Consider the following 21,498-nt stretch of genomic DNA (forward strand, 5'->3'; position numbering starts at 1 on the left):
TCAGGCCTACAGAACGCCGGATAAGGTGTGAACACCGCCATCCGGCAAGGAAATATCAAAGAATAGAGCCGCCTTTGGTCAACTGCTCACGACGCGCTTCCATATCTTCTTTATGCTGGCGCCCATGATGTGCAATTGCCGTACGCAAACGTTGTTGCTGGGTGTAACGATCTTCCCGGCTCAACGCAACATCATCGCTCAACTCAATCAGCAATTCATTCATATGCGTAATGACGCTCTCTTCAATGGCGGCATCAACACGTGCGCTGACCTCATCCAGATGCGACATACTCCCTCCTTAACTCATTAATTTAATTTCGCCTTTGAAAAATCACTGCCCATCAGGCTAACGCTGTATCCGCTGACATTGCTGCGTGTGGCATAGAAGGTTTTGCCATTCGCCAGCGCAATCCACGGGGCCTGCTGATAGAAAATTTCCTGCGACTGCTGGTAAAGTGCGGCGCGCTCTTGCGGTTTGCTCACCAGTTTCGCCTTTTGAACCAGCGAATTATACTCTTTATCACACCAGCGCGCGGCGTTTGATCCGGTTTTAATGCTGTCACAACCCAGCAGAACATCGGCAAAGTTATCCGGGTCACCGTTATCTGACATCCAGCCAAACAACGCAGTATCGTGCTCGCCTTTACGCATCCCGGAGAGATATTCCCCCCATTCCCAGGAGACGATTTTCGCCTTCACACCAACTTTTGCCCAGTCGCTTTGAATCATCTCAGCAATACGACGAGAGTTCGGGTTATAGGGGCGCTGCACCGGCATAGACCACAGTGTCGCTTCAAAACCGTTTTCCAGCCCCGCTTTCTTCAGCAGCTCTTTCGCTTTCTGCGGGTCGTAAGCGTAATCTTTCAGGTCTTTATTGAAGCCCATCATATTCGGCGGGATTGGCGATTTCGCCACCGTTCCGGAACCTAAAAAGACCGCGTTAATAATGGCTTTTTTATCTGTCGCATAGTTCAGCGCCTGGCGCACAAGTACGTTATCAAACGGTTTTTTCTCCGTATTAAACGCCAGATAACCGACGTTCAGCGCTTCAACCGAATGCAGCGTCAGATCTTTGTTCTTTTTAATTTCATCAAACTGCACCGGTGCTGGCGCGGGAATAATCTGGCATTCGTTGGTTTGCAGTTTCGCCAGTCGCGTCTGTACGTTTGGTGTGATGGAGAAAATCAGATGTTTCGTTGGAACTTCACCATCCCAGTAGTTCGGGTTGGCCAGATAGCGGATTTGTGAATCCTGCTTGTACTGTTGCAAGACATAAGGCCCAGTACCAATCGGCCAGTTATCGACGTTTTCCGGTGTGCCTTTTTTCAGCATCTCGTCGGCATATTCAGCCGAAAGAATAGAGGCAAAATCCATCCCCCAGTCAGCAAGAAATGCAGCGTTGGGTTCGTTCAGAACAAACTGAACGTGATAATCATCAACCTTTTTAACCTCTTTGATCAGTTTGTCCAGGCCAACATCGTTGAAATATTCATAGCTACCCTGTGAAACCTTATGGTACGGATGATCGGCATCTTTCTGGCGTAATACTGAGAAAACGACGTCATCAGCATTGAAATCACGGGTAGGTTTAAAGAACTTATTACTATTGAACTTCACGCCCTGACGCAGGGTAAATGTGTAGGTCTTGCCGTCGGGGGAAATTGTCCACTCCGTTGCCAGAGACGGGACCGGAGTATTTTTGACCGGATCGAAGTTGATCAATCGGTTGTACAACACCTGTGAACTGGCGACAAACGACGGACCTGAACTGGCTATTTGGGGGTTAAATGATTCCGGGGATGCTTCAGAACAGTAAACGATGGTATCAGTACTGGCGGCATATGCAGCGCCTGTTGGTAAGACGGCGCTGAGTGCCAGCGCGAGCAGCGTTTTCCTTGCAATCATGGTTATAAGCCTTCTTCTTTTATTATTTACTCGTCTATCAGAGCATAGCTGGCAAATACACACTAATAACAAATCTCTATCAGGTTATTCTAATCTGGCAGGTTTCGCTGATTAATTCATCATCGCAGGTGAAATAATTTACCTTAAGTCTTTTTCAAAACGTCAAGATTTTTCCCAATACTCTATGCCATGAAAATTCGCCCCTTTTTGCCTCTCTTCCAACGTTTGCTTACTTTTATTCCCCGTAAAGTAGATGTGTGAAGAAGTCTAAGGGGCAATTACGTGGCAAAAACTCTCTTGCGCAGCGGCAATTTGGATGACTATCAGGCCGTGGGTGGCGGTGGTCAGGCCGTGTTTGATTCAGCGCTACAAATTCGTGAAACGCTTCGTCTGCGTAAACAACAGGCGATGGCGGACTGTCTGGCAATACCACAAGTTAACGACAGTGGCGATCGGGTGGACTGGTATTCCCCGGTTGAAGGAAAGGCTGTCGCGTGGAAAGCCGCTGATGAAGATGCGCGTTTTCGGGCTCTGCGCTATCTGTCCAGTACGCTGGAGAATGCCGCGGCACTGAGCCGGAAAAGCCTGCAATCGGGTAAAACTTCTCTGCAACTGTTTGGTTCACTTCTCGACAAAGCCATCCAGTTTCCAGGTGAGAACCACGTGTTCCTGGTTGATGGCAAGCCCGTCATTACGTTCTGGGGCTTCGTCAATCTGAATGAAAACACCCGTGACGATGTACTCGATTGCCTGCGTCATACCGACGTTCCCCCGGTTGTATTGGCACCTGAACCGGAGCCGGAAGTCGAAGAAATCCCGGCGGAAATCACTTTCGCCGAGGCCGATACCCCGCTGCTGACAACAGCTATTGAGCTACCGAAACCCGCTGACCCCGAACCACAACCCCTGGTCATTGCAAGTGAGCCAGAGATTGCGCCGCCGCCAGTACAGCGTAAGCCTACGCGACGCCTGCCGCTGTGGAGCCTGCCCGTTGCTGCTGCAGTGATTGCTGCCATTGCAGGGCCGCTATTGTGGAAACAACACACGGAATCTCCCGCACCTGCGGTTGCCTCCATTGACGTTGCAAAGGTAGACAGTAATCCGCTGCCTGAACTAACACCTTCGCTGCCGCTGCATCGGGCTGACGTTATTCCACCAGTGAAAAAAGAGAAGCCCGTAGAAGGACCGGTGGTGATAGCCGCCATCCCGAAAGATGCGCTGGTAATGGATGCCAACCAGATGAAGGCAGGTACAACACGTTTTCTTAATGGCAACTGGCGTGTGCTGGTCGATATAAAAGATCCGGTCAGCGGTAAAGCCCCATCGCTGCGCTATCAGATCCAGGCCAATAAGGGCACTGCGCGCGTCGTGCATGGCGACAATATCGTTTGCCGCGCCGAAATTTTCTCTGGTCTGCATCAATCGGGCGAATTAATGATTAAGAGTCGCGGGAATGCCCGTTGCACGGACGGTTCGCGTTACCCAATGCCTGAAATCACCTGCAAAGCAGGAACAAACGACGTCGCAGCTTGTACCGCACGTTATGACGAACACGCGGAAATCCCTTTGACGATCAAAAAGATAGGTGCCTGATTTTATGTTGGTGAATCTGTGTGATTACAAACAGAGCGTAACGCTCATCGCCAATAGCGGTGTGCAATTTCTGGATTTTGGGCTGACACCACAGGAATCTGCGCACCACGGTCGTTTTGTTCGCAAAACGGCAAACGGTCCGCTACTGCGTCTGGATTTTGATCTGGCGTCGGGACGCTATACCCTGCCGGGTAATACCGGTGGCCAACCCGAAGTAGTGAAACCGGAAAGCACACAGACGCTGCATTATTCTCTGGACGTACTTGACGGTGTCTGGTTGCCGCTGCCGTTCCTGCGTTTTAACCCGCCCCGCACATTTGTTGAAGGCCCGGATAACTGGGCGCGCGTCCAGGTGCGAAAACTCGCACAGCCGGACAGTGCCGGCAATACTCACCGTGTCACGGTGGCGCTGGACAGTCAGTTGACTGAAGCCCCGGCAGCATTGACGCCCAATGAGAACGATCTGCTGAATGGCACGCGATTTGCGCTGGCCTGGCACGATAATGAGATCGCAGATTTCCTCGACCAGACGTGGATTGATGGCTGGCTACGCGAGTCCTTTTTGCAGCACGTCACACAGCAAGAAAACCGTTCAGAGCAGGAGATCCAACAAGCTCTACGCAACTTTGAATACCAGGCGCACTGGCTGAATTTGTTGACCCTGTTAGGCGAACAACTTTCCGTCCCGGAAGTGAAGCTGGTGACCCATACGCTCAGCACGCCCGCGATTCCTGTCGATCTGATTCTGGATATTGGCAATACCCATACCTGCGGCGTGTTGATTGAAGATCATGGCGATGCCAATGACGGTTTGCGTCAGACGGCTGAATTGCAGGTGCGTTCATTAAGTGAACCACAGTTCCTCAACGATCCCCTGTTCACCAGCCGACTGGAGTTTTCCGAGGCGCGCTTTGGTAAGCAACATTTCTCCGTTGAGAGTGGCCGCGATGATGCCTTTATCTGGCCGTCGATTGTCCGCGTTGGGGATGAAGCCCGTAAGCTGGCGATGCAGCGTATGGGAACGGAAGGCAGTAGTGGGATCTCCAGCCCACGCCGGTATTTATGGGATGAAACCCCCGTTTTACACGACTGGCGCTTTAGCCAGATGAACAGTAAAACGCAGCGCGAGCCGCTGGCTACCGCCTTCCCACTGATGAATCTGATGAACGATGACGGTCAGCCGCTGTTCAGCCTGCCGCAAGATGACCGGCTGCCGGTGTTCTCACCACAATACAGCCGCAGCACGCTGATGACGCATATGTTGTGCGAGATTCTGGCCCAGGCGCTGGGACAAATTAACAGCGTAGCGACGCGGCTGCGCCTCGGGTTCCCGGCCTCTCCACGCCAGTTGCGCACGCTGATCCTCACTCTGCCGTCAGCCATGCCAAAACAGGAGCGAGAGATCTTCCGTCTGCGTATGTTTGAAGCCATTGCGCTGGTCTGGAAAGCAATGGGCTGGCACCCGCAGGACGAAGATTTCACCACCCGCAAACAGCAAGAAAAGAGCGTTGTTCCCGTACCTGAGATCCAGATGGAGTGGGATGAGGCCAGCTGCGGACAGTTGGTTTGGCTGTATAACGAAGCGATTTCACACTATGACGGGCACACAGAATCGTTCTTTAACGCCCTCGCCCGTCCGGACCGCCAGCCAGAACCCGGTGAAGTTAAAGGTCGTGCACTGCGCGTCGCCTCCATCGATATTGGCGGCGGCACGACGGATATGGCCGTGGTCCATTATCAACTGGATGACGGCGTTGGGGCGAATGTCAAAATCACCCCGCATCTGCTGTTCCGTGAAGGCTTCAAAGTCGCCGGGGACGACATGTTGTTGGATGTCATACAACGCTGCATACTGCCCGCCCTGCAAACCCGCTTACAACAAGCTGGCGTGACCGATGCCGCCGCGCTGCTGGCCACACTGTTTGGTGATTCCGGGAGAATCGATACTCAGGCTATTTTGCGACAACAAACCGCGTTGCAACTCTTTATGCCACTGGGTCATGCGGTGCTCAGTGCCTGGGAGCAAAGCGATATTAACGATCCCGTAGCGGGGTTGCACGCCACCTTTGGCGAACTGCTTTCTCAGCGCCCGACACGCAATGTGATGAACTATATCCAGCAGGCTATCGATCATGCTTTACCGTCTGGTTCACCGGCTTTTGATGTGCTGAGCGTTCCGTTGCAGGTACAGTTCAGGCAGTTGCACGAAGCGCTGCTGGCAGGGCAATTTACCCTGACATCCCCTCTGCACGCCGTTTGCGAAGCGATTTCCCACTATCGTTGCGATATTTTGTTAGTCACTGGCAGACCCGCCTGTTTGCCGGGGGTTCAGGCGCTAATCCGCCATCTGCAACCCGTTCCGGTCAACCGCATGATCTGGATGGACAGCTATCGCGTACATGAGTGGTATCCGTTCAGCCAGCAAGGGCGTATCGGCAATCCAAAATCTACCGCTGCCGTTGGCGCGATGCTGTGTAGCCTGGCGCTGGATTTACGCCTGCCGCGATTTAATTTTAAAGCTGCGGATATCGGCGCGTACTCGACGGTCCGCTACCTTGGCGTACTGGATAATACGGTCAATACGTTGCGCGATGAGAATATCTGGTATCACGACATTGATCTGGATAAACCTGGAGCAAAACTGGATACCCGTCTGCACTTCCCGCTGCGCGGCAACGTGACGCTGGGCTTTCGCCAGTTAGCAAACAGCCGCTGGCCAGCCACCCCGCTGTATACGCTGAGTATCAATTCTGCTGAGCTGGCAAAAACGATTGCCGGTGACGGCGTATTAAATGTGCGGCTGCAACTGCGCGGCGGCAGCAAAGAGACAGGGCCGGAATATTTCGTTCTCAGTGATGCCTGGCTACAGGATGGCACGCCCGTTGCCGCCAATGCCCTAACGTTAAAACTGAATACACTGGCAGATCGTCGCCATAGCGGCAGCCATTACTGGATTGATAGCGGGAGTGTGTACCTGAAATGAGTAAGATGTTTAACACAGCACAAGCCGCCATCGAATGGGTGAATGACACACGCCAGCGCGCAGCGCGTCTTGATGATGAAGCGGATTCCCTGCTCGCTCAACTCACCATCGCCGCGGTTACTGAGTCTGCGCTGAATACGGCGTTTTCAGCGCGTGGCTGTGTGGGTCTGTACGGTCATTCACAGCCAGCAAAAGCACATCTGTTGTCCGCACTGTGCAGCAACACCAGTGGGAAATTGAATATTGCTACACCGGATCGCAGTTTTGATTATTTTTCGCATATCAATCCGGGCCATGCGCCGACCAATATGGCGATCCGCTTTACGCGTGAAGACAATCCCGTTGATAGCGAGTGGCCTCTGCGTCTGCGCCTACTGAGTGAAGCGGAACTGGTACAGCTGTTTATCACGCAGTTTTGCGCAATGCCTGACAGCCGCCAGGTTGAAAAATCGATTATTGAAGCCCGGTTAGAAAAATGGCAAACGCTGCGTCAACGTCATCCGGTTCAGGGCATCACGGCACATGACGTAGCCGCCATCGGCCGTTTTTGGCGCTCTTGTGTTCCTGCAAACCAGCAGCAAATTGATGATGCGCTATGGCATCAATTTGCTACATTGCTGCCGGCGCTGGATCTAACCACCCGCGCTCACGCCTGGGCGCTGTTGTGGGGAGAACAACCAGAGTTAACGCAGCAATGGCTGGCATTAGCGCATACTTTGCAACAAACCGGACAGGCGCACGAGCTAGCCGCACCGCTGAGTTTGTTGGTCGATCATTTTGGCTTGCCCGCCGAAAGCTTCCTGACCCAGGTCGCATTAACCGGGAATGACGCGCAAAGCGATGTGGTGGTTCATCCTGTTGCAAACCATCAGTTGCTTAACGCGGTCAGTCTGTCGCTGGAATCGCTGGCGCTGCTGACGCGTGAACTGGTGCTGACTGTCGAAGACTCGGTGTTGGAAAACGTCGACCTGCTCGATATTCCCCTCGCACCGGATGCCCACCCCAACCCGCTGTGGCGGGCCAAATTAGGCTGGATGTTGGAACATTACCGCCAGCATCTGCAACCCGATGTCCTGCTGATCTGCAACGCAGTGTCTTCACGCTCGCAGACACCGGCCATCACGCGTAAGCTGATGAGCTGGGCCAACGATACCCAACCCGTACATGATGCGGCATTACCGGGGGTTGTGTGGGCCATTACGCCACAAGATGCTCGTTTTAGCACACAGCAAAACCTTGATGAGGCCGTGCAGCAATTAATGGGCAAGCCCGGGTTGCGCTGGGGAACATTGCAGGCACTGGATAAACACAGCCTGTTGCGCCTTGCTGAATGGCTGTCGCAAGCGACATCCGCTCAACAACGCCAGTCGCGATTAACGTCCCTGCATGAACAGCATCAACAGCGTGTTCGTGAGGCGCTGATGAGCTGGCTTAACGACAGCGAAAGCGTGCCAGACTCCAGCGAGACAGTGATCCGCCAGCTTCAGGCCCAGGCAGCAAAGCATGGTGAACTCCTGGAGGGGTTACTACCACCGATGCGCTGCTTTGAGTCGTTGCTGCGTATCCAGCAGCCACGTGAAGAACAAGTCAGTGGACTCTTTAATGAAGAGATTGACCTGTTTGCCGACGTCCGGGAACCGTCGCATGCTTCCGAAAGCAAAGAGACCGGATACCAGGCACACAAAATGTGGATCAACCATGTGCGTCAGTGGTGTCGTGATGACAATAATGCGCGCCGATTGCGGCTTGATCCGCGAACGCTTAGACAGGTAGCCGACATTCTTATCACTACCAGCTATCGACTGGAGATGCCTCAACGCCTTCAGCAGATTATGCAGCGAGAGAATGTCTGCGGGGCGCAGTTACACGCCGATATCGGTGATTTTATTACCTGGCTCGGCTACGCCAACGTTGCAGAGGATCAACGCCCTGCCAGCAGGATCCTCAAGGGTGCGGCTATTTTCAGTGCGCCAGTACAACAACCGATGTCGCGCCTGACTCAATTGGATGAGCAGCCGCAGCACGGTGCAAGCCGACACGTTTACGACTGGCTGGTTGCGTTGTACACCCGTGCGAATGAAAACGTGGGATACCAGCATCCTCTGGACGTAACCAAAGACGACAGACTGCGATTAGTCGCTCTGCTGGCCCCCTGAAACGGCATTGACAACGCCATCAGAAAAGAGAAAACAGGAGTGCGACGGGAAAGCTCATCGGCCATGTCGCCCCGACTAATACCGCGCTCAGAAAGCGAATACGTTTTTTATCACGTGACAGAAACCAGGTGGTAATGGCCGCAATTGCAGCCATTACCGCATAAAAAAACAACATTTTTTGGTACAGAGACATTTAGGGCATCCAGGCCAGAAGAGAAAATCGCGCGCAATATGCTCTCTTTTATGACCCACATCAAGTTTTATTCATTTATTTAAGAAAACCGCCTAAATAACAGCCCACTTTCAATATGTTCAGATTTCGTACTATTGCGGATAGCTATAAGCCGTACTATACCCAAAGGGGTAAAAACGAAAGGTGGCAAAAATGAATGTTTCCAGTAAGACCGTGGTGCTGATAAATATATTTGCTGCTGTAGGACTTTTCAGCCTGATCTCCGTAAGGTTCGGCTGGTTTGCTTGATGTGACTCTTTTTGATGAATTGCAGCGCCTGCTGGCAGAGAGAAAATCTTCTCTCTGCCATTAGTAAACGATCTTCGCACTCCGTCACTGCCCGGTAAATTATCCTTAATATGTAACACCCCTAATCCTTCTGCGGCATTATTCCCCCGTGATAGCGGGTCGGTGTCGTACCTGTAAGCTGCCGAAAAAACACGATAAAAGCACTGTCGCTAACAAATTCCAGCTGTTGCGCCACCTGGCTGATTGAGTCACCCTCCGCCAACATCTCCATCGCTTTTAACAGCCTGAATTGCTGCCGCCAGGTCTGATAATTCATCCCTGTATCTCCGATAAAGATGCGGCTGATTGTCCGTTCGCAGGCACCGACCAGGCGGGACAACTGATTCAGTCGGGGCGGTAACGTCCCCATTCGAACCCCTTCCAGCCACAGATTCAGGCGGACATCAGAGGGAAACTGCAACGTCCAGTTTTCACGGCGTGCGGCCCTGATTTCCTCACAAAAAACAGTGATGAGGCTGGCCTGCTGCGTTTCTGTCATTTGCCAGGGCCAGAATGCCATCCGTTCTATGACTTCAAAAAAGAGCGGGTTCACTTCGACAACCTGTAGCGGCAATGCGGATAACGGCGGCAGAATGGTTGAAAAATATAATGACCGATAAGCCATCACCCCGCGCATGATGGCCCGGTGAACCGTACCCGCAGGGATCCAGACCGCACGGCGAGGCGGAAGCAGACACAGGGTATTTTCCAGTTCAATGGTGATACACCCCGCCGCCGAAAAGAGTAACTGATGGCGAAGATGACTGTGCCGACCTGAATCATGTACGCCCATATCAGAGGCAATACCCACTACTGTTTCCTTAAAACCATCCGGGTCGAAGACATCATCAGGCGCAATTTTCATCATCTGTCCGATATTTGATATATAAAGTCCTGATAATGGTAATAAGACATTTTCTATTCAGCAATAATCCCCCCAAGTTTTTTGCTTCTTGGATATTGCCATGAATATGACTCATCGACCGCCCTTGTGGCTTCTCACATTACTGATTATGTTTCCGCAACTGGTGGAAACCATTTACAGCCCGGCGTTGCCAAATATCGCCACGTTTTTTCAAATAAGCAGTGAACGTGCTGCTCAAACACTTTCCGTTTATTTTGTCGCCTTTGCCGTGGGGGTTGCGCTATGGGGCTGGCTTAGCGACTGCATTGGACGACGGTGGGCAATGGTAGTTGGACTTCTCTGTTACGGAGCGGGTTCCGTAATGGCGGTTATTGCCACTGATTTCAGCGTCTTGCTGCTGGCCCGTATGGTATCAGCCATTGGCGCGGCCTCCGGGTCTGTTGTGGTGCAGACTATGTTGAGGGACAGTTATGAATCAACAACACTGTCCCGCATTTTTTCCATTATGGGCGCAGCACTGGCAATCAGCCCGGTTTTTGGTCTGGTGAGCGGAGGTTGGTTAGTCAGTCTTTACGGCCATAGGGGCGTTTTTACTGCGCTGGTATTGCTGGCGATACTGCTACTGATGTTAACCGCAGCCTTATTGCCGGAAACACGGCCGGAGACTACGCGCAGACCACAATTAACGGGACTGGTCTCCCGGATGGTGAGGGACAGTACACTGTGGAAAAATGCCATGCTGGTTGCTCTGTTGAATACTATGCTATTCAGCTACTACAGTCTGGCCCCGTTTCTTTTCGGACAGTTAGGATGGAGTTCCAGGGCATTTGGCTGGACGGGATCCTTGCTTGCCCTCGCGTCACTGTCAGGCAGCCTGCTGAATCGCAAGCTGTTAACGATCGGCTTGTCATCGGGATATCTGGTGTGCCATGCCTGTGCTTTAGCTCTGCTGTCTGGTCTCGCGGCATGGTGGCTACAGCATTCAGTCTGGATTCTGTTGCCAGTGGTTGGGGTTGTTGTTGCCTATGGCATCGCGATCCCCAATGTGTTGAGTCAGGCTCTGCATCACTATCGTGAACAGGCCGGGGCCGCAGGTGCTCTGTTCGGATTATGCTACTACCTGTTACTGGGAATGATGTTAGGGTTAGCGGGTATCGTGCAGCAACTGGGATTGGTTCTGACTATCTGTGCGTTCATCGCCTGGCTATGTAGCCTGTGCCGTCGTTAGAACAATCACCTAAATAATCAGGCCCCGACATTGTGCCGGGGCCTGATGGTGTGCAAATTAGCCTGACCTCGCGGATATTTCCAACTTACCGCCGTCCGATGGCGACGAGGCCAGTGGCGCGAATAGTATAGACACACGTTTACCAATATTTAGCTATCTGTGCCCCATTTACCGCTCGCGCTTAAGATATTACTCATGCTTGATCATGACATGGCGAACAATCGTGTAATCTTCCAGCCCGTAAACCGACATATCCTTGCCATACCCAGACTGTTTTTGCCCGCCGTGGGGCATCTCGCTAACCAGCGTGAAGTGCGTATTGACCCAGGTGCAACCATACTGCAGGCGGGCGCTCAGTCGGTGCGCGCGACCAACATCCCGCGTCCAGACTGACGAGGCCAGTCCATACTTCGAATCATTGGCCCACGCCAGGACCTGATCTTCATCTTCAAAGATGGTAACACTGACCACCGGACCAAAGACCTCACGCTGCACGATAGCATCTTCCTGTTTCGCGCCCGCCAGCAACGTTGGCGCAAAATAATAGCCTGAACCCTCCACTTTTTTGCCGCCGGTGATGACCTTAATGTGTCCGAGCGCTTTCGCGTCATCGACTGCTTTAGCTACCCTGTCAAGATGCGCCTGTGAGCTTAACGGTCCCAGTTCTGTCGTTTCATCATTCGGTGCGCCGATTTTCAGGCTGGCAACTGCAGCGCCGAGTTTTTCGACCAACGCATCATAGATGCCTTTTTGCGCGTAGATTCGACAGGCAGCAGTGCAATCCTGTCCGGCGTTGTAATACCCAAAGGTCCGTACACCACTGACCACCGCATCAAGGTCCGCATCATCAAAAATAATCACCGGGGCTTTCCCGCCCAGTTCCATATGCGTGCGTTTAATCGAAGGCGCAGTATGCTGGATAATATGTTCCCCGGTCACAATGGAGCCGGTCAGTGAAACCATACGTACTTTTTCATGGCCGGTCAGCGGATCGCCCACTGTTTTACCACGACCAAACAGGACGTTGATCACGCCTGCCGGGTAAATATCTTTCGCATATTCGGCCAGTTTAAGCGCCGTCAGCGGGGTAATTTCTGAAGGTTTTATCACCACACAGTTTCCCGCAGCCAACGCTGGAGCCAGCTTCCATGCCGCCATCATCAGCGGGTAGTTCCACGGCGCGATGGAGGCCACCACACCCAGCGGATCGCGACGAATCATGGAGGTATGCCCTTCCAGATACTCCCCGGCGGCCTGTCCTTGCAGGGTGCGCGCAGCCCCCGCGAAGAAACGGAAAACGTCCACGATGGCCGGAATTTCATCATTAAGCACACAATGTAGTGGTTTACCGCAGTTAAGCGATTCCAGCTCAGCGAAGGTCTGTGCATTATCTGCAATGGTGTCCGCCAGCTTTAACAACAGCTCCGAACGCACTTTCGGCGTGGTTTGGCCCCAGGAGGCAAACGCATTGTCTGCCGCGCGCACTGCGGCATCAACCTGCGCGGCTGACGCCTCAGCAATCTCCAGAATAAGTTCACCAGTGGCAGGGTTATAAACTGGTTGCTTTTCACCTTCATCGCTGACCAGCTCACCGTTAATCAGTAATTGATGTTGCATAGCAATTTCCCATATCGTCGTTTATTTACCGTTTCCGGCGACGGTGTCGCCTTCACGCGTTAGCCACCAGGCCCCTAAAATTGGCAGTGTTGTTACCAGCATTACCAGCAATGCCACAACGTTGGTAACAGGCACATCTCGTGGGCGACCCAGTTGATTGAGCAGCCACAGCGGAAGTGTTCTTTCATGTCCGGCGGTGAACGTTGTCACGATGATTTCATCAAACGACAAGGCAAACGCCAGCATGCCCCCCGCCAGCAGTGCTGATGCCAGATTGGGCAGCACGACATAACGAAAGGTTTGCCAGCCGTTGGCGCCAAGATCCATAGACGCTTCAACCAGACTCCATGAGGTACGGCGAAAACGCGCCACGACGTTGTTAAAGACAACCACCACGCAAAACGTCGCATGACCCACCACGATCGTGAGAAAACCCGGTTCCAGGTTGATGGTCTTAAATGCCGTCAGCAGTGCCAGGCCGGTAATAATGCCCGGCAGCGCAATCGGCAACAGCAGCAACAGCGATATTGCGCTTTTACCGAAAAAGTCCCTGCGCCACAGCGCAGCCGCCGCCAGCGTCCCCAGTACCAGTGCGATTGCTGTCGACAACGCGGCGATTTTAAGTGACAACGTCACTGACTCAAGAATATCGCTACGCTGCGCCGCCACGCTAAACCAACGTAATGTCAGTCCCTGAGGCGGAAAACTAAAAGCAGCCTCCTCTGTATTAAAAGCATAGGTGCCGATGATGAGGATGGGAAAGTGCAGAAAAAGAACCCCTCCCCATGCTGCCAGTTTGAGTAACCAGGGTGCGCGTTCAGAGTGCATCGAAAGCTCCCAGACGCTTCACGAACGCCAGATACAGTGCAATTAAAACAATGGGCACCAGAGTGAATGCCGCCGCCATTGGCATATTGCCGATGGCCCCTTGTTGCGAATACACCATGTTGCCGATGAAATATCCCGGCGGACCCACCAGTTGCGGCACAATAAAGTCACCCAGCGTCAGTGAAAAAGTAAAGATCGAACCGGCGGCTATACCGGGTATTGCCAGCGGGAAAACCACATAGCGGAAGGTTTGACGAGGACGCGCGCCCAGATCGGCCGATGCCTGCAAAAGCGAGGGCGGAAGCCGTTCCAGAGCAGCCTGAACCGGCAGGATCATAAAGGGAAGCCAGATGTAGACAAAAACCAAAAAGCGCCCTAATCCCGATGTTGACAGCGTATTACCGCCGACAGCCGGCAAGGTGAGGAAAGCGGTCAACAGTGGCTCCAGCCCGAGATGGGTTAGAAACCACTGCGCCACGCCGTCTTTCGCTAACAGCAGCGTCCACGCATAGGCTTTGACGATATAGCTCGCCCACATCGGCAACATGACGGCAATGTAAAAAAAGGCTTTCATTTTGCCACTGGTATAGCGCGCCATATACCATGCCATCGGGAACGCCAGAATGGCGCTGGCAATCGTCACCGCCACCGCCATTGTCAACGTTCGCACAATGATGTCGTAATTAGCCGGATTAAACAGCGCCTGCAGATTCGCCAGCGTCAGGTCTGGCGTCACCGACATAGTGAAATCGTCGAAGGTGTAAAAACCTTGCCACAACAGCGTCAGCAACGATCCAAAGTAGACGATGCCAAACCACATCAGCGGCCCGAGTAGTAGCAAAAACAGCCCAAGCCCTGGATTACGCCAGAAGAACCCCGAGATACGGTTCAGCTTTGTCGGCTGTGCTGGCGAATGTATGACGTTCATAGCCATTCACCTCTCCTCTACCAGCGGAACCATGACATCCCGTGACCACGATACCATCACCTGCTGACCCGGCGACAGCGCCGACGGCAGCATTTCTCCCGTCAGGTTCGCCTGGCTCACCAGCAACTTTTCACCACCGGCAAGTTTCAGTTCAAAACGCGTCGCCGCCCCCTGGTACTGCACCGCCTGAATGACACCCCGAGCCTGAACCTCGCCCGCCATATCATTTAACCGAATGTGTTCCGGGCGCAGCGAGAACATCCCCTGTAAGCCACAGACGTTTGCCGACATCGCTTCGTCAAAGACGTTTGACGTACCCACAAAACTCGCCACAAACGGCGTGCGCGGACGCATGTAGAGTTCTCGCGGTGAATCCACCTGCTCGATACGGCCATTGTTAAATACCGCCACACGATCGGACATTGACAGCGCCTCACCCTGATCGTGGGTGACAAAAATAAAGGTGATACCGAGAGACTGCTGGAGTTTTTTCAGCTCCAGTTGCATCTGTTCGCGTAGCTTGAGATCCAACGCGCCAAGTGGCTCATCCAACAGCAGGACGCGAGGCTCATTGACCAACGCACGGGCAATCGCTACACGCTGACGCTGTCCACCAGAGAGTTGTGATGGCTTGCGCTCATAGACAAAGCCGAGCGCAACCTTATCTAACGCTTCGCGTGCCCTGGCATGACGCTGCTTTTTATCAATGCCTTTCACCATCAGCCCATAAGCCACGTTGTCGAGAATCGACATATGCGGGAATAGTGCGTAATCCTGAAATACCGTATTGACGTCCCGTTCCCAGGGCGGTAATTCACTGGCTTGCTTACCAAAAATTTTAATTGAACCGCCCGAAAGCTGCTCAAACCCTGCAATCATGCGCAGACAGGTCGTTTTGCCGGAGCCGGATGGCCCCAGCATAGAGAAAAACTCACCATCATTAATTGCAATACTTACCCCATCAACTGCACGAACATCCCCGTACAGACGCGAGACATTATGAAACTCCACTGCGTACGTCATAAAACCCCCAGCGGAATTAACGACCGCCCATAATGGCGATGTAATCCTGCGTCCAGCGACTGTAAGGAACGAATTTTCCACCTTCTGCGATTGGCGTTTTCCAGAAAGCAATTTTGTCGAAATAGCTATAGCCGTTGGTTTCACAGCCTTTTTCGCCCAGCAGCGGGCTGGCTTTACAACCTTCAGGGACTACCGGCAGAGATCCAAACCAGGCTGCGACGTCGCCCTGAACTTTCGGGGTTAATGACCAGTTCATCCATTTGTAAGCACAAACAGGATGTTTTGCTTCGCTATGCAGCATGGTGGTGTCAGCCCAACCGGTGACGCCCTCTTTCGGGAAAACCGTGGCGATTGGCTGTCCTTCTGCTTTCAGGGCGTTAGCCTGATAGGGCCAGGCGCTTGATGCCACCACACCTTCGTTTTTGAAGTCACTCATTTGCACAGTGGTGTCATGCCAGTAGCGATGAATCAGTGCGTGCTGATCGCTCAGGACTTTGATGACCGCCTGATACTGTTTCTCGGTGAGCTGATAGGGATCGGTGATACCCAACTGCGGTTGAGTGGCTTTGACGAACAGCGCCGCATCGGCGATATAGATCGGGCCATCGTACGCCTGGACTCGTCCTTTATTGCTTTTTCCGTCCTCAAGTTTTTGCTCGACGAACACCACTTTCCAACTATCTGGCGGCGTTGGGAAGGTTTTGGTGTTATACATCAGCAAGTTGGGACCCCATTGATAAGGAGTGCCGTAAACTTTCCCACCGACGTTAAACCATTCCCCTTTGACCACGCGCGGATCGATAGTTTTCCAGTTTGGGATAAGCGCAGGATTTATAGGCTGGACACGTTTGCCCATAATCAGACGCAGTGAAGCATCACCAGAAGCCGTCACCAGGTCATAGCCGCCTTTCGCCATCAGGCTCACCATTTCGTCTGATGTGGCCGCTGTTTTAACATTGACGGCACAACCGGTTTCCTTCTCAAACTGCGAAACCCAGTCATATTGTTTATCGGTTTGTCCGCGTTCGATATAACCTGGCCAGGCAATAATATCCAGGCGCCCTTCCGGTTTATCTAATGATGTTGGGGGTTCGGCTGCATGGGCTGTCATCAGCGTCATACTGAGTGCACACAAGCTACTGAGGGCAAATTGCTTGCTCATAACGTCTTACTCCTGTCGAAAAAATATTGAGCGGCAGCCTTGCCGTAAATATATGTCCTTTCCTAAAAATAGTCGGGGTGTTGAAAGCGTTCCTGCTGGCGCAAGGAAATTTAATCAGGTTGTGAGCTAACGCTCATTACGCCACGGGTTATAGCAAAGTAATTTAATCTTCTGGAGTATAGACAAGGAGTTAAGTGCCAGGGTGGCACCAGGAAGAACTATTGATATTTCGTATGGTGGCACCTGATATAAATAACATCAGGGTTTAACATTCACTATTTCTAAAATAAGAATGCGCTATTCTTTTATATTGAATAGCACATTCAGTTTTATTTCATCATCTCGCGAATTAATTTTCCAAGCTGTTTAACCGCCTGTTCTTCGCGTTCACCCCAGTGCCATGCGGTATTAAAACGAAAGAAACGTGACCATGTCCCCGAGGTTGAAAACATCTTACCTGGTGCGATGCTGATGTGGTGCGCCAGCGCCTGGGTGCTGAGTTCTCCCGCATCCAGCGGTTCTGGCAGTTCGAGCCACAGAAAATAGCCGCTGTCGTTATGGTGTATTTTGACCTCTGCCGGAAGATGACGCAGCAACGTTTGCCAGGCCTGCTGTTTGCGTTCCGCCAGCTGACGACGCAGCCGTCGCAAATGCGCGTCATAACGCCGGGTCGACAGGTAGTCCACCAACGCAAGCTGCATTGGGGAACTGGTGGATAAGGTGCTCATCAACTGGAGTCGCTGAATACGACGGGCATGTTTCCCGGCAGCAACCCAACCGATGCGAAATCCGGGGACCAGACATTTCGAGAAAGATGAACAGTGCAACACCCTGTCTCCTCGATCCCACGCTTTAGCCGGCAGTGGTTTCTCCCGGCCAAAATAGAGTTCGCTGTAAACATCATCTTCAATCAGCATCACATTGTATTTTTCCAGTAATGCGACCAGATGGGCTTTTTTCCGTGCGCTAAGTGTAAAACCCAACGGATTTTGGCTGTTGGTCATCAGCCAGCAGGCTTTGACCGGGTACTCCTGTAGGGCCTGCTCCAGTGCGACAAGGTCGATTCCGTCCTTCACGTCGGTGGCAACGGACAACGCCTTCAGGCGCAATCGCTCCAGAGCCTGTAATGCGCCGTAAAAACACGGATTTTCGACAATCACCCAATCCCCCGGCTCAGTGACCGCCTGCAGGCTCAGGTTAAGCGCTTCAAGTGCGCCTGTGGTGATCACAATTTCATCCGGAGAAAGGGTCATTCCCTGTTGCGCATATCGACGGGCAATAGCATGACGCAGTTCATCATTTCCTGGCGGCAGGTTTTCGATAACACTCATGGCGGTAGCCGTTTTACTCACCTGAGCCAGCGAGCGATTAAGCTGCTGAAGCGGAAATAAGCGTGGATCGGGGAAAGCGGATGCAAACGGCATCACGGAAGCATCACGACTGGCCTGCAGCATGTCAAAGATGTAGGTGTTGATATCCACGGCCTCATCGCGCATGACCTGTACCTGCGGCACGGCGGCTTCGCGTTCGGGGCGCGCGGCAACATAATAGCCCGACTGGGGCCGGGCGATGATCCGCCCCTGACTTTCCAGCAGTTGGTAGGCATGCCCCACGGTCATAAAACTCATCCCGCTGCTTGCCACCTGCTCGCGCAAAGAGGGCAACCGATCGCCTGGTTGCCATACGCCAGACGCGATTTGATCGCGAATTTGCTCCGCCAGTCGCTGGTATTTCTTCATTTTTCGTCCTGATATTCGGTATCGGTGACAACCTCTGTATATATCAGTCTACATAAATAACGATTTTTTCAGAACTGTTATAGTTAACAGTTTTACAACATCGTTAGCGAAAGCTCTTTGCCTGAGGCCCGGGCAGCTATCTGTACAGCATCAATTTTCGGGGGTGTGCTTTAAGGCGAATAAACAGGTGATGTTCACATAGTCATCAGCACCGTCAATCACCGCAGACCACGGGATAAACCCATTATCGTCGAAGTAAAATTCAAATGCGGGACCAGATTGCATATCAGATCGTGCGACCTATAACGGCAGCACAACTGTTATGGTTAAAAAGAACTGTTCTGTTTCTGCCCCACATTTCGCCAGGGGCTTAGAATTGCGCCAAATCAATTTTACCTGCGGAGTTAAGCATGTTCGGTCTTGACGCGTTTCACCTGGCGAGGATCCAGTTCGCGTTTACGGTGTCCTTTCACATCATTTTTCCGGCCATTACTATCGGTCTTGCCAGCTATCTGGCGGTACTGGAAGGTCTCTGGTTGAAAACCAAAAATCCGACCTGGCGTTCGCTGTATCATTTCTGGTCGAAAATCTTCGCCGTAAACTTTGGTATGGGCGTAGTGTCCGGGCTGGTGATGGCTTATCAGTTCGGCACTAACTGGAGCGGTTTTTCTGAGTTTGCCGGGAGCATCACCGGGCCGCTGCTGACCTATGAAGTGTTAACCGCCTTCTTCCTCGAAGCAGGCTTCCTCGGCGTAATGCTGTTTGGCTGGAACCGTGTGGGGGCAGGCCTGCACTTCTTTGCAACTTGCATGGTTGCGCTGGGGACAATTATTTCTACCTTCTGGATACTGGCCTCCAACAGCTGGATGCAGACTCCACAGGGCTATGAAATCGTCAATGGACAGGTCGTTCCCGTCGACTGGTTCGCCGTTATTTTCAACCCTTCATTCCCATATCGTTTGTTGCATATGTCCGTTGCCGCTTTCCTGAGCAGTGCGCTGTTTGTCGCAGCATCAGGGGCATGGCATTTATTACGTGGGAATAACACTCCGGCTATTCGCGCCATGTTTTCGATGGCGCTGTGGATGACGCTGATCGTCGCCCCGCTGCAGGCATTGATTGGCGATATGCACGGGTTGAATACGCTGAAGCACCAGCCGGCAAAAATTGCCGCGATTGAAGGACACTGGGAAAATCCGCCCGGCGAACCGACTCCGTTGCTACTGTTCGGCTGGCCGGATATGGAGCAGGAGCGCACTCGCTATGGGCTGGAAATTCCGGCGCTGGGCAGTCTGATCCTGACCCATAGTCTGGATAAACAGGTCCCGGCCCTGAAAGAGTTTCCTAAAGAAGACAGGCCCAACTCCACCATGGTGTTCTGGTCGTTTCGCATTATGGCGGGGCTAGGCATGCTGATGATCCTGTTGGGTGCGTTTGCCCTGTGGCTACGTTATAAGCAGCATTTATACACCTCGCGCGCTTTCTTGCGCTTTGCCTTGTGGATGGGCCCTTCCGGTCTGATTGCCATCCTCGCTGGCTGGGTGACCACTGAAGTTGGCCGTCAGCCGTGGGTGGTTTACGGTTTGCAACGCACAGCGGATGCGGTTTCCGCACATGGTGATTTGCATATGAGCATCAGCCTGCTGGCTTTCTTTGTGGTTTACAGCTCGGTCTTCGGTGTGGGTTATAGCTACATGATTCGCCTGATCCGTAAAGGACCACAGGAAGATGATCCGACCCTCCCGCCAGCTGGCACACCCGCACGGCCGCTTTCCGCTGCCGTCCTCGATTCTCAAGCTGAGGCACATCGCTAATGGGTATTGATTTATCAGTTATCTGGTTCGTTATTATCGTGTTCGCCACGCTGATGTATATCGTGATGGACGGCTTTGATCTCGGGATCGGTATTTTATTTCCCGCTATTCAGGACGCTGATGACCGCGACGTGATGGTCAACAGCGTCGCACCGGTATGGGATGGGAATGAAACCTGGCTGGTGCTGGGCGGTGCAGGATTGTTTGGCGCATTTCCTCTGGCCTATGCAGTCATTGTCGATGCACTGACGATCCCACTCACCCTGATGCTGATTGGCCTGATTTTTCGCGGCGTTGCCTTTGAGTTTCGCTTCAAGGCCACGCCGGCGCATCGACCATTCTGGGATAAAGCCTTTCTGGGCGGTTCAATTCTTGCCACGTTTACCCAGGGAGTGGTCGTGGGCGCGGTACTCAACGGATTTTCCGTCACTGGCCGCAGCTACAGCGGCAGTCCGTTTGACTGGTTAACGCCTTTCACGCTGTTTTGCGGGCTGGGACTGGTGGTGGCCTACGCCCTGCTGGGAGCAACATGGCTGGTGATGAAAAGCGAAAACCCGCTACAAGATAAAATGCGCAGTGTGGCAAAAAAACTGCTGCTGGCGATGTTGGCTGTTATTGCCATTATCAGCCTGTGGACGCCGCTGGCGCACAGTGCCATTGCCGATCGTTGGTTTAGCCTGCCAAATCTGTGGTTCCTGATGCCGGTGCCGCTGCTGGTTGCGCTAATGAGCCTGTGGCTGTGGCGTTCTCTGGGCCAGCAGCATAGCCATGCCCCGCCATTTATATTGACGCTGGGTTTAATTTTTCTCGGTTTCAGCGGGTTGGGGATTAGTATCTGGCCACACATCATTCCACCGTCTATTACCCTTTGGCAGGCGGCGGCTCCGGCGCAAAGTCAGGGCTTTATGTTGGTGGGCGCACTGCTGATTATCCCGATAATCCTGGTGTACACCTTCTGGAGTTACTACGTTTTCCGCGGCAAAGTTCAACATGGTGAGGGGTATCATTGATGGAACAATCAATCTGGAAACGTCTGATGTGGCTGATCATTCTCTGGGGCGGCAGCGTGCTGGCCCTGGCGGCCGTCGGTTCATTCTTTCGCTTACTGATGACGGCGGCGGGATTTAAGTCCTGATT

At 52.8% G+C, this 21,498-nt stretch carries 18 protein-coding genes; 8 read left to right on the forward strand and 10 right to left on the reverse strand.

Features of this window, described 5'->3' with window-relative positions; all coding sequences use genetic code 11:
* Nucleotides 1-55: 55 nt before the first annotated feature.
* Together JTI85_RS11925 and JTI85_RS11930 are read right to left on the reverse strand one after the other, a co-directional pair.
* The gene (locus JTI85_RS11925) at nucleotides 56-289 is read right to left on the reverse strand and encodes a YdcY family protein (RefSeq protein ID WP_048211611.1); all 234 of its coding nucleotides are present in this window, start codon (nucleotides 287-289) and stop codon (nucleotides 56-58) included.
* 17 nt (nucleotides 290-306) lie between these two features.
* Nucleotides 307-1,905, reverse strand: coding sequence for an ABC transporter substrate-binding protein (locus JTI85_RS11930; RefSeq protein WP_115602022.1), 1,599 nt, complete (start codon nucleotides 1,903-1,905; stop codon nucleotides 307-309).
* A 282-nt stretch (nucleotides 1,906-2,187) separates the two neighbouring features.
* Here JTI85_RS11930 and JTI85_RS11935 point away from each other — a divergent pair, with 282 nt between their 5' ends.
* The 3 genes from JTI85_RS11935 to JTI85_RS11945 are packed head-to-tail and all read left to right on the forward strand — an operon-like array spanning nucleotide 2,188 to nucleotide 8,637.
* Complete coding sequence (locus JTI85_RS11935; protein WP_124021195.1) at nucleotides 2,188-3,498, forward strand: SrfA family protein; 1,311 nt, start codon at nucleotides 2,188-2,190, stop codon at nucleotides 3,496-3,498.
* A gap of 4 nt (nucleotides 3,499-3,502) precedes the next feature.
* Complete coding sequence (locus JTI85_RS11940) at nucleotides 3,503-6,481, forward strand: virulence factor SrfB (RefSeq protein ID WP_219351543.1); 2,979 nt, start codon at nucleotides 3,503-3,505, stop codon at nucleotides 6,479-6,481.
* Nucleotides 6,478-8,637, forward strand: coding sequence for a virulence factor SrfC family protein (locus tag JTI85_RS11945; protein ID WP_048211608.1), 2,160 nt, complete (start codon nucleotides 6,478-6,480; stop codon nucleotides 8,635-8,637). Before JTI85_RS11940 ends, JTI85_RS11945 begins: the two co-directional genes overlap by 4 nt.
* Before the next feature lie 19 nt (nucleotides 8,638-8,656).
* On the opposite strand, the gene JTI85_RS11950 is transcribed toward JTI85_RS11945, so the two are convergent.
* Nucleotides 8,657-8,830, reverse strand: coding sequence for a GhoT/OrtT family toxin (locus JTI85_RS11950; RefSeq protein WP_075551376.1), 174 nt, complete (start codon nucleotides 8,828-8,830; stop codon nucleotides 8,657-8,659).
* A gap of 192 nt (nucleotides 8,831-9,022) precedes the next feature.
* On the opposite strand from JTI85_RS11950, the gene yncL reads away from it, so the two are divergent.
* Nucleotides 9,023-9,118 (forward strand): stress response membrane protein YncL, encoded by a 96-nt coding sequence (yncL, locus tag JTI85_RS11955; RefSeq protein ID WP_071828932.1) that lies wholly within the window; start codon nucleotides 9,023-9,025, stop codon nucleotides 9,116-9,118.
* 121 nt (nucleotides 9,119-9,239) lie between these two features.
* On the opposite strand, the gene JTI85_RS11960 is transcribed toward yncL, so the two are convergent.
* Entirely contained in the window at nucleotides 9,240-10,022 is a 783-nt protein-coding gene (locus tag JTI85_RS11960) for a helix-turn-helix domain-containing protein (RefSeq protein WP_219352580.1), read from the reverse strand.
* 100 nt (nucleotides 10,023-10,122) lie between these two features.
* Here JTI85_RS11960 and JTI85_RS11965 point away from each other — a divergent pair, with 100 nt between their 5' ends.
* Nucleotides 10,123-11,250, forward strand: a complete 1,128-nt coding sequence (locus tag JTI85_RS11965) for a multidrug effflux MFS transporter (protein WP_219351544.1) — start codon at nucleotides 10,123-10,125, stop codon at nucleotides 11,248-11,250.
* A 189-nt stretch (nucleotides 11,251-11,439) separates the two neighbouring features.
* On the opposite strand, the gene patD is transcribed toward JTI85_RS11965, so the two are convergent.
* The 6 genes from patD to JTI85_RS11995 form a co-directional block, all read right to left on the reverse strand.
* On the reverse strand, nucleotides 11,440-12,867 hold the full coding sequence (gene patD, locus JTI85_RS11970; protein ID WP_219351546.1) for an aminobutyraldehyde dehydrogenase: 1,428 nt from the start codon (nucleotides 12,865-12,867) through the stop codon (nucleotides 11,440-11,442).
* A 21-nt stretch (nucleotides 12,868-12,888) separates the two neighbouring features.
* A complete protein-coding gene (locus JTI85_RS11975) occupies nucleotides 12,889-13,695 on the reverse strand; it encodes an ABC transporter permease (protein WP_005126751.1) in 807 nt (268 codons plus the stop codon).
* Nucleotides 13,685-14,629 (reverse strand): ABC transporter permease, encoded by a 945-nt coding sequence (locus tag JTI85_RS11980; RefSeq protein WP_005126750.1) that lies wholly within the window; start codon nucleotides 14,627-14,629, stop codon nucleotides 13,685-13,687. Before JTI85_RS11980 ends, JTI85_RS11975 begins: the two co-directional genes overlap by 11 nt.
* Nucleotides 14,630-15,646, reverse strand: coding sequence for an ABC transporter ATP-binding protein (locus JTI85_RS11985; protein WP_219351548.1), 1,017 nt, complete (start codon nucleotides 15,644-15,646; stop codon nucleotides 14,630-14,632).
* A 16-nt stretch (nucleotides 15,647-15,662) separates the two neighbouring features.
* On the reverse strand, nucleotides 15,663-16,808 hold the full coding sequence (gene ydcS, locus JTI85_RS11990; protein WP_048211602.1) for a putative ABC transporter substrate-binding protein YdcS: 1,146 nt from the start codon (nucleotides 16,806-16,808) through the stop codon (nucleotides 15,663-15,665).
* Between the two features lie 329 nt (nucleotides 16,809-17,137).
* Complete coding sequence (locus tag JTI85_RS11995; RefSeq protein ID WP_061067941.1) at nucleotides 17,138-18,547, reverse strand: PLP-dependent aminotransferase family protein; 1,410 nt, start codon at nucleotides 18,545-18,547, stop codon at nucleotides 17,138-17,140.
* Between the two features lie 410 nt (nucleotides 18,548-18,957).
* On the opposite strand from JTI85_RS11995, the gene JTI85_RS12000 reads away from it, so the two are divergent.
* The 3 genes from JTI85_RS12000 to JTI85_RS12010 are packed head-to-tail and all read left to right on the forward strand — an operon-like array spanning nucleotide 18,958 to nucleotide 21,496.
* Nucleotides 18,958-20,361 carry a cytochrome ubiquinol oxidase subunit I gene (locus JTI85_RS12000; protein ID WP_219351550.1) on the forward strand — a complete coding sequence of 468 codons (1,404 nt, stop codon included), beginning with the start codon at nucleotides 18,958-18,960 and terminating at the stop codon, nucleotides 20,359-20,361.
* A complete protein-coding gene (gene cydB / locus JTI85_RS12005) occupies nucleotides 20,361-21,371 on the forward strand; it encodes a cytochrome d ubiquinol oxidase subunit II (protein WP_101742157.1) in 1,011 nt (336 codons plus the stop codon). The genes JTI85_RS12000 and cydB overlap by 1 nt, the downstream gene beginning before the upstream one ends.
* Nucleotides 21,371-21,496 (forward strand): DUF2474 domain-containing protein, encoded by a 126-nt coding sequence (locus JTI85_RS12010; RefSeq protein ID WP_071887343.1) that lies wholly within the window; start codon nucleotides 21,371-21,373, stop codon nucleotides 21,494-21,496. Before cydB ends, JTI85_RS12010 begins: the two co-directional genes overlap by 1 nt.
* Nucleotides 21,497-21,498 lie beyond the last annotated feature (2 nt).

It is taken from the genome of Citrobacter sp. Colony219 (assembly GCF_019382635.1).
Taxonomy (GTDB): Bacteria; Pseudomonadota; Gammaproteobacteria; order Enterobacterales; family Enterobacteriaceae; genus Citrobacter; species Citrobacter youngae.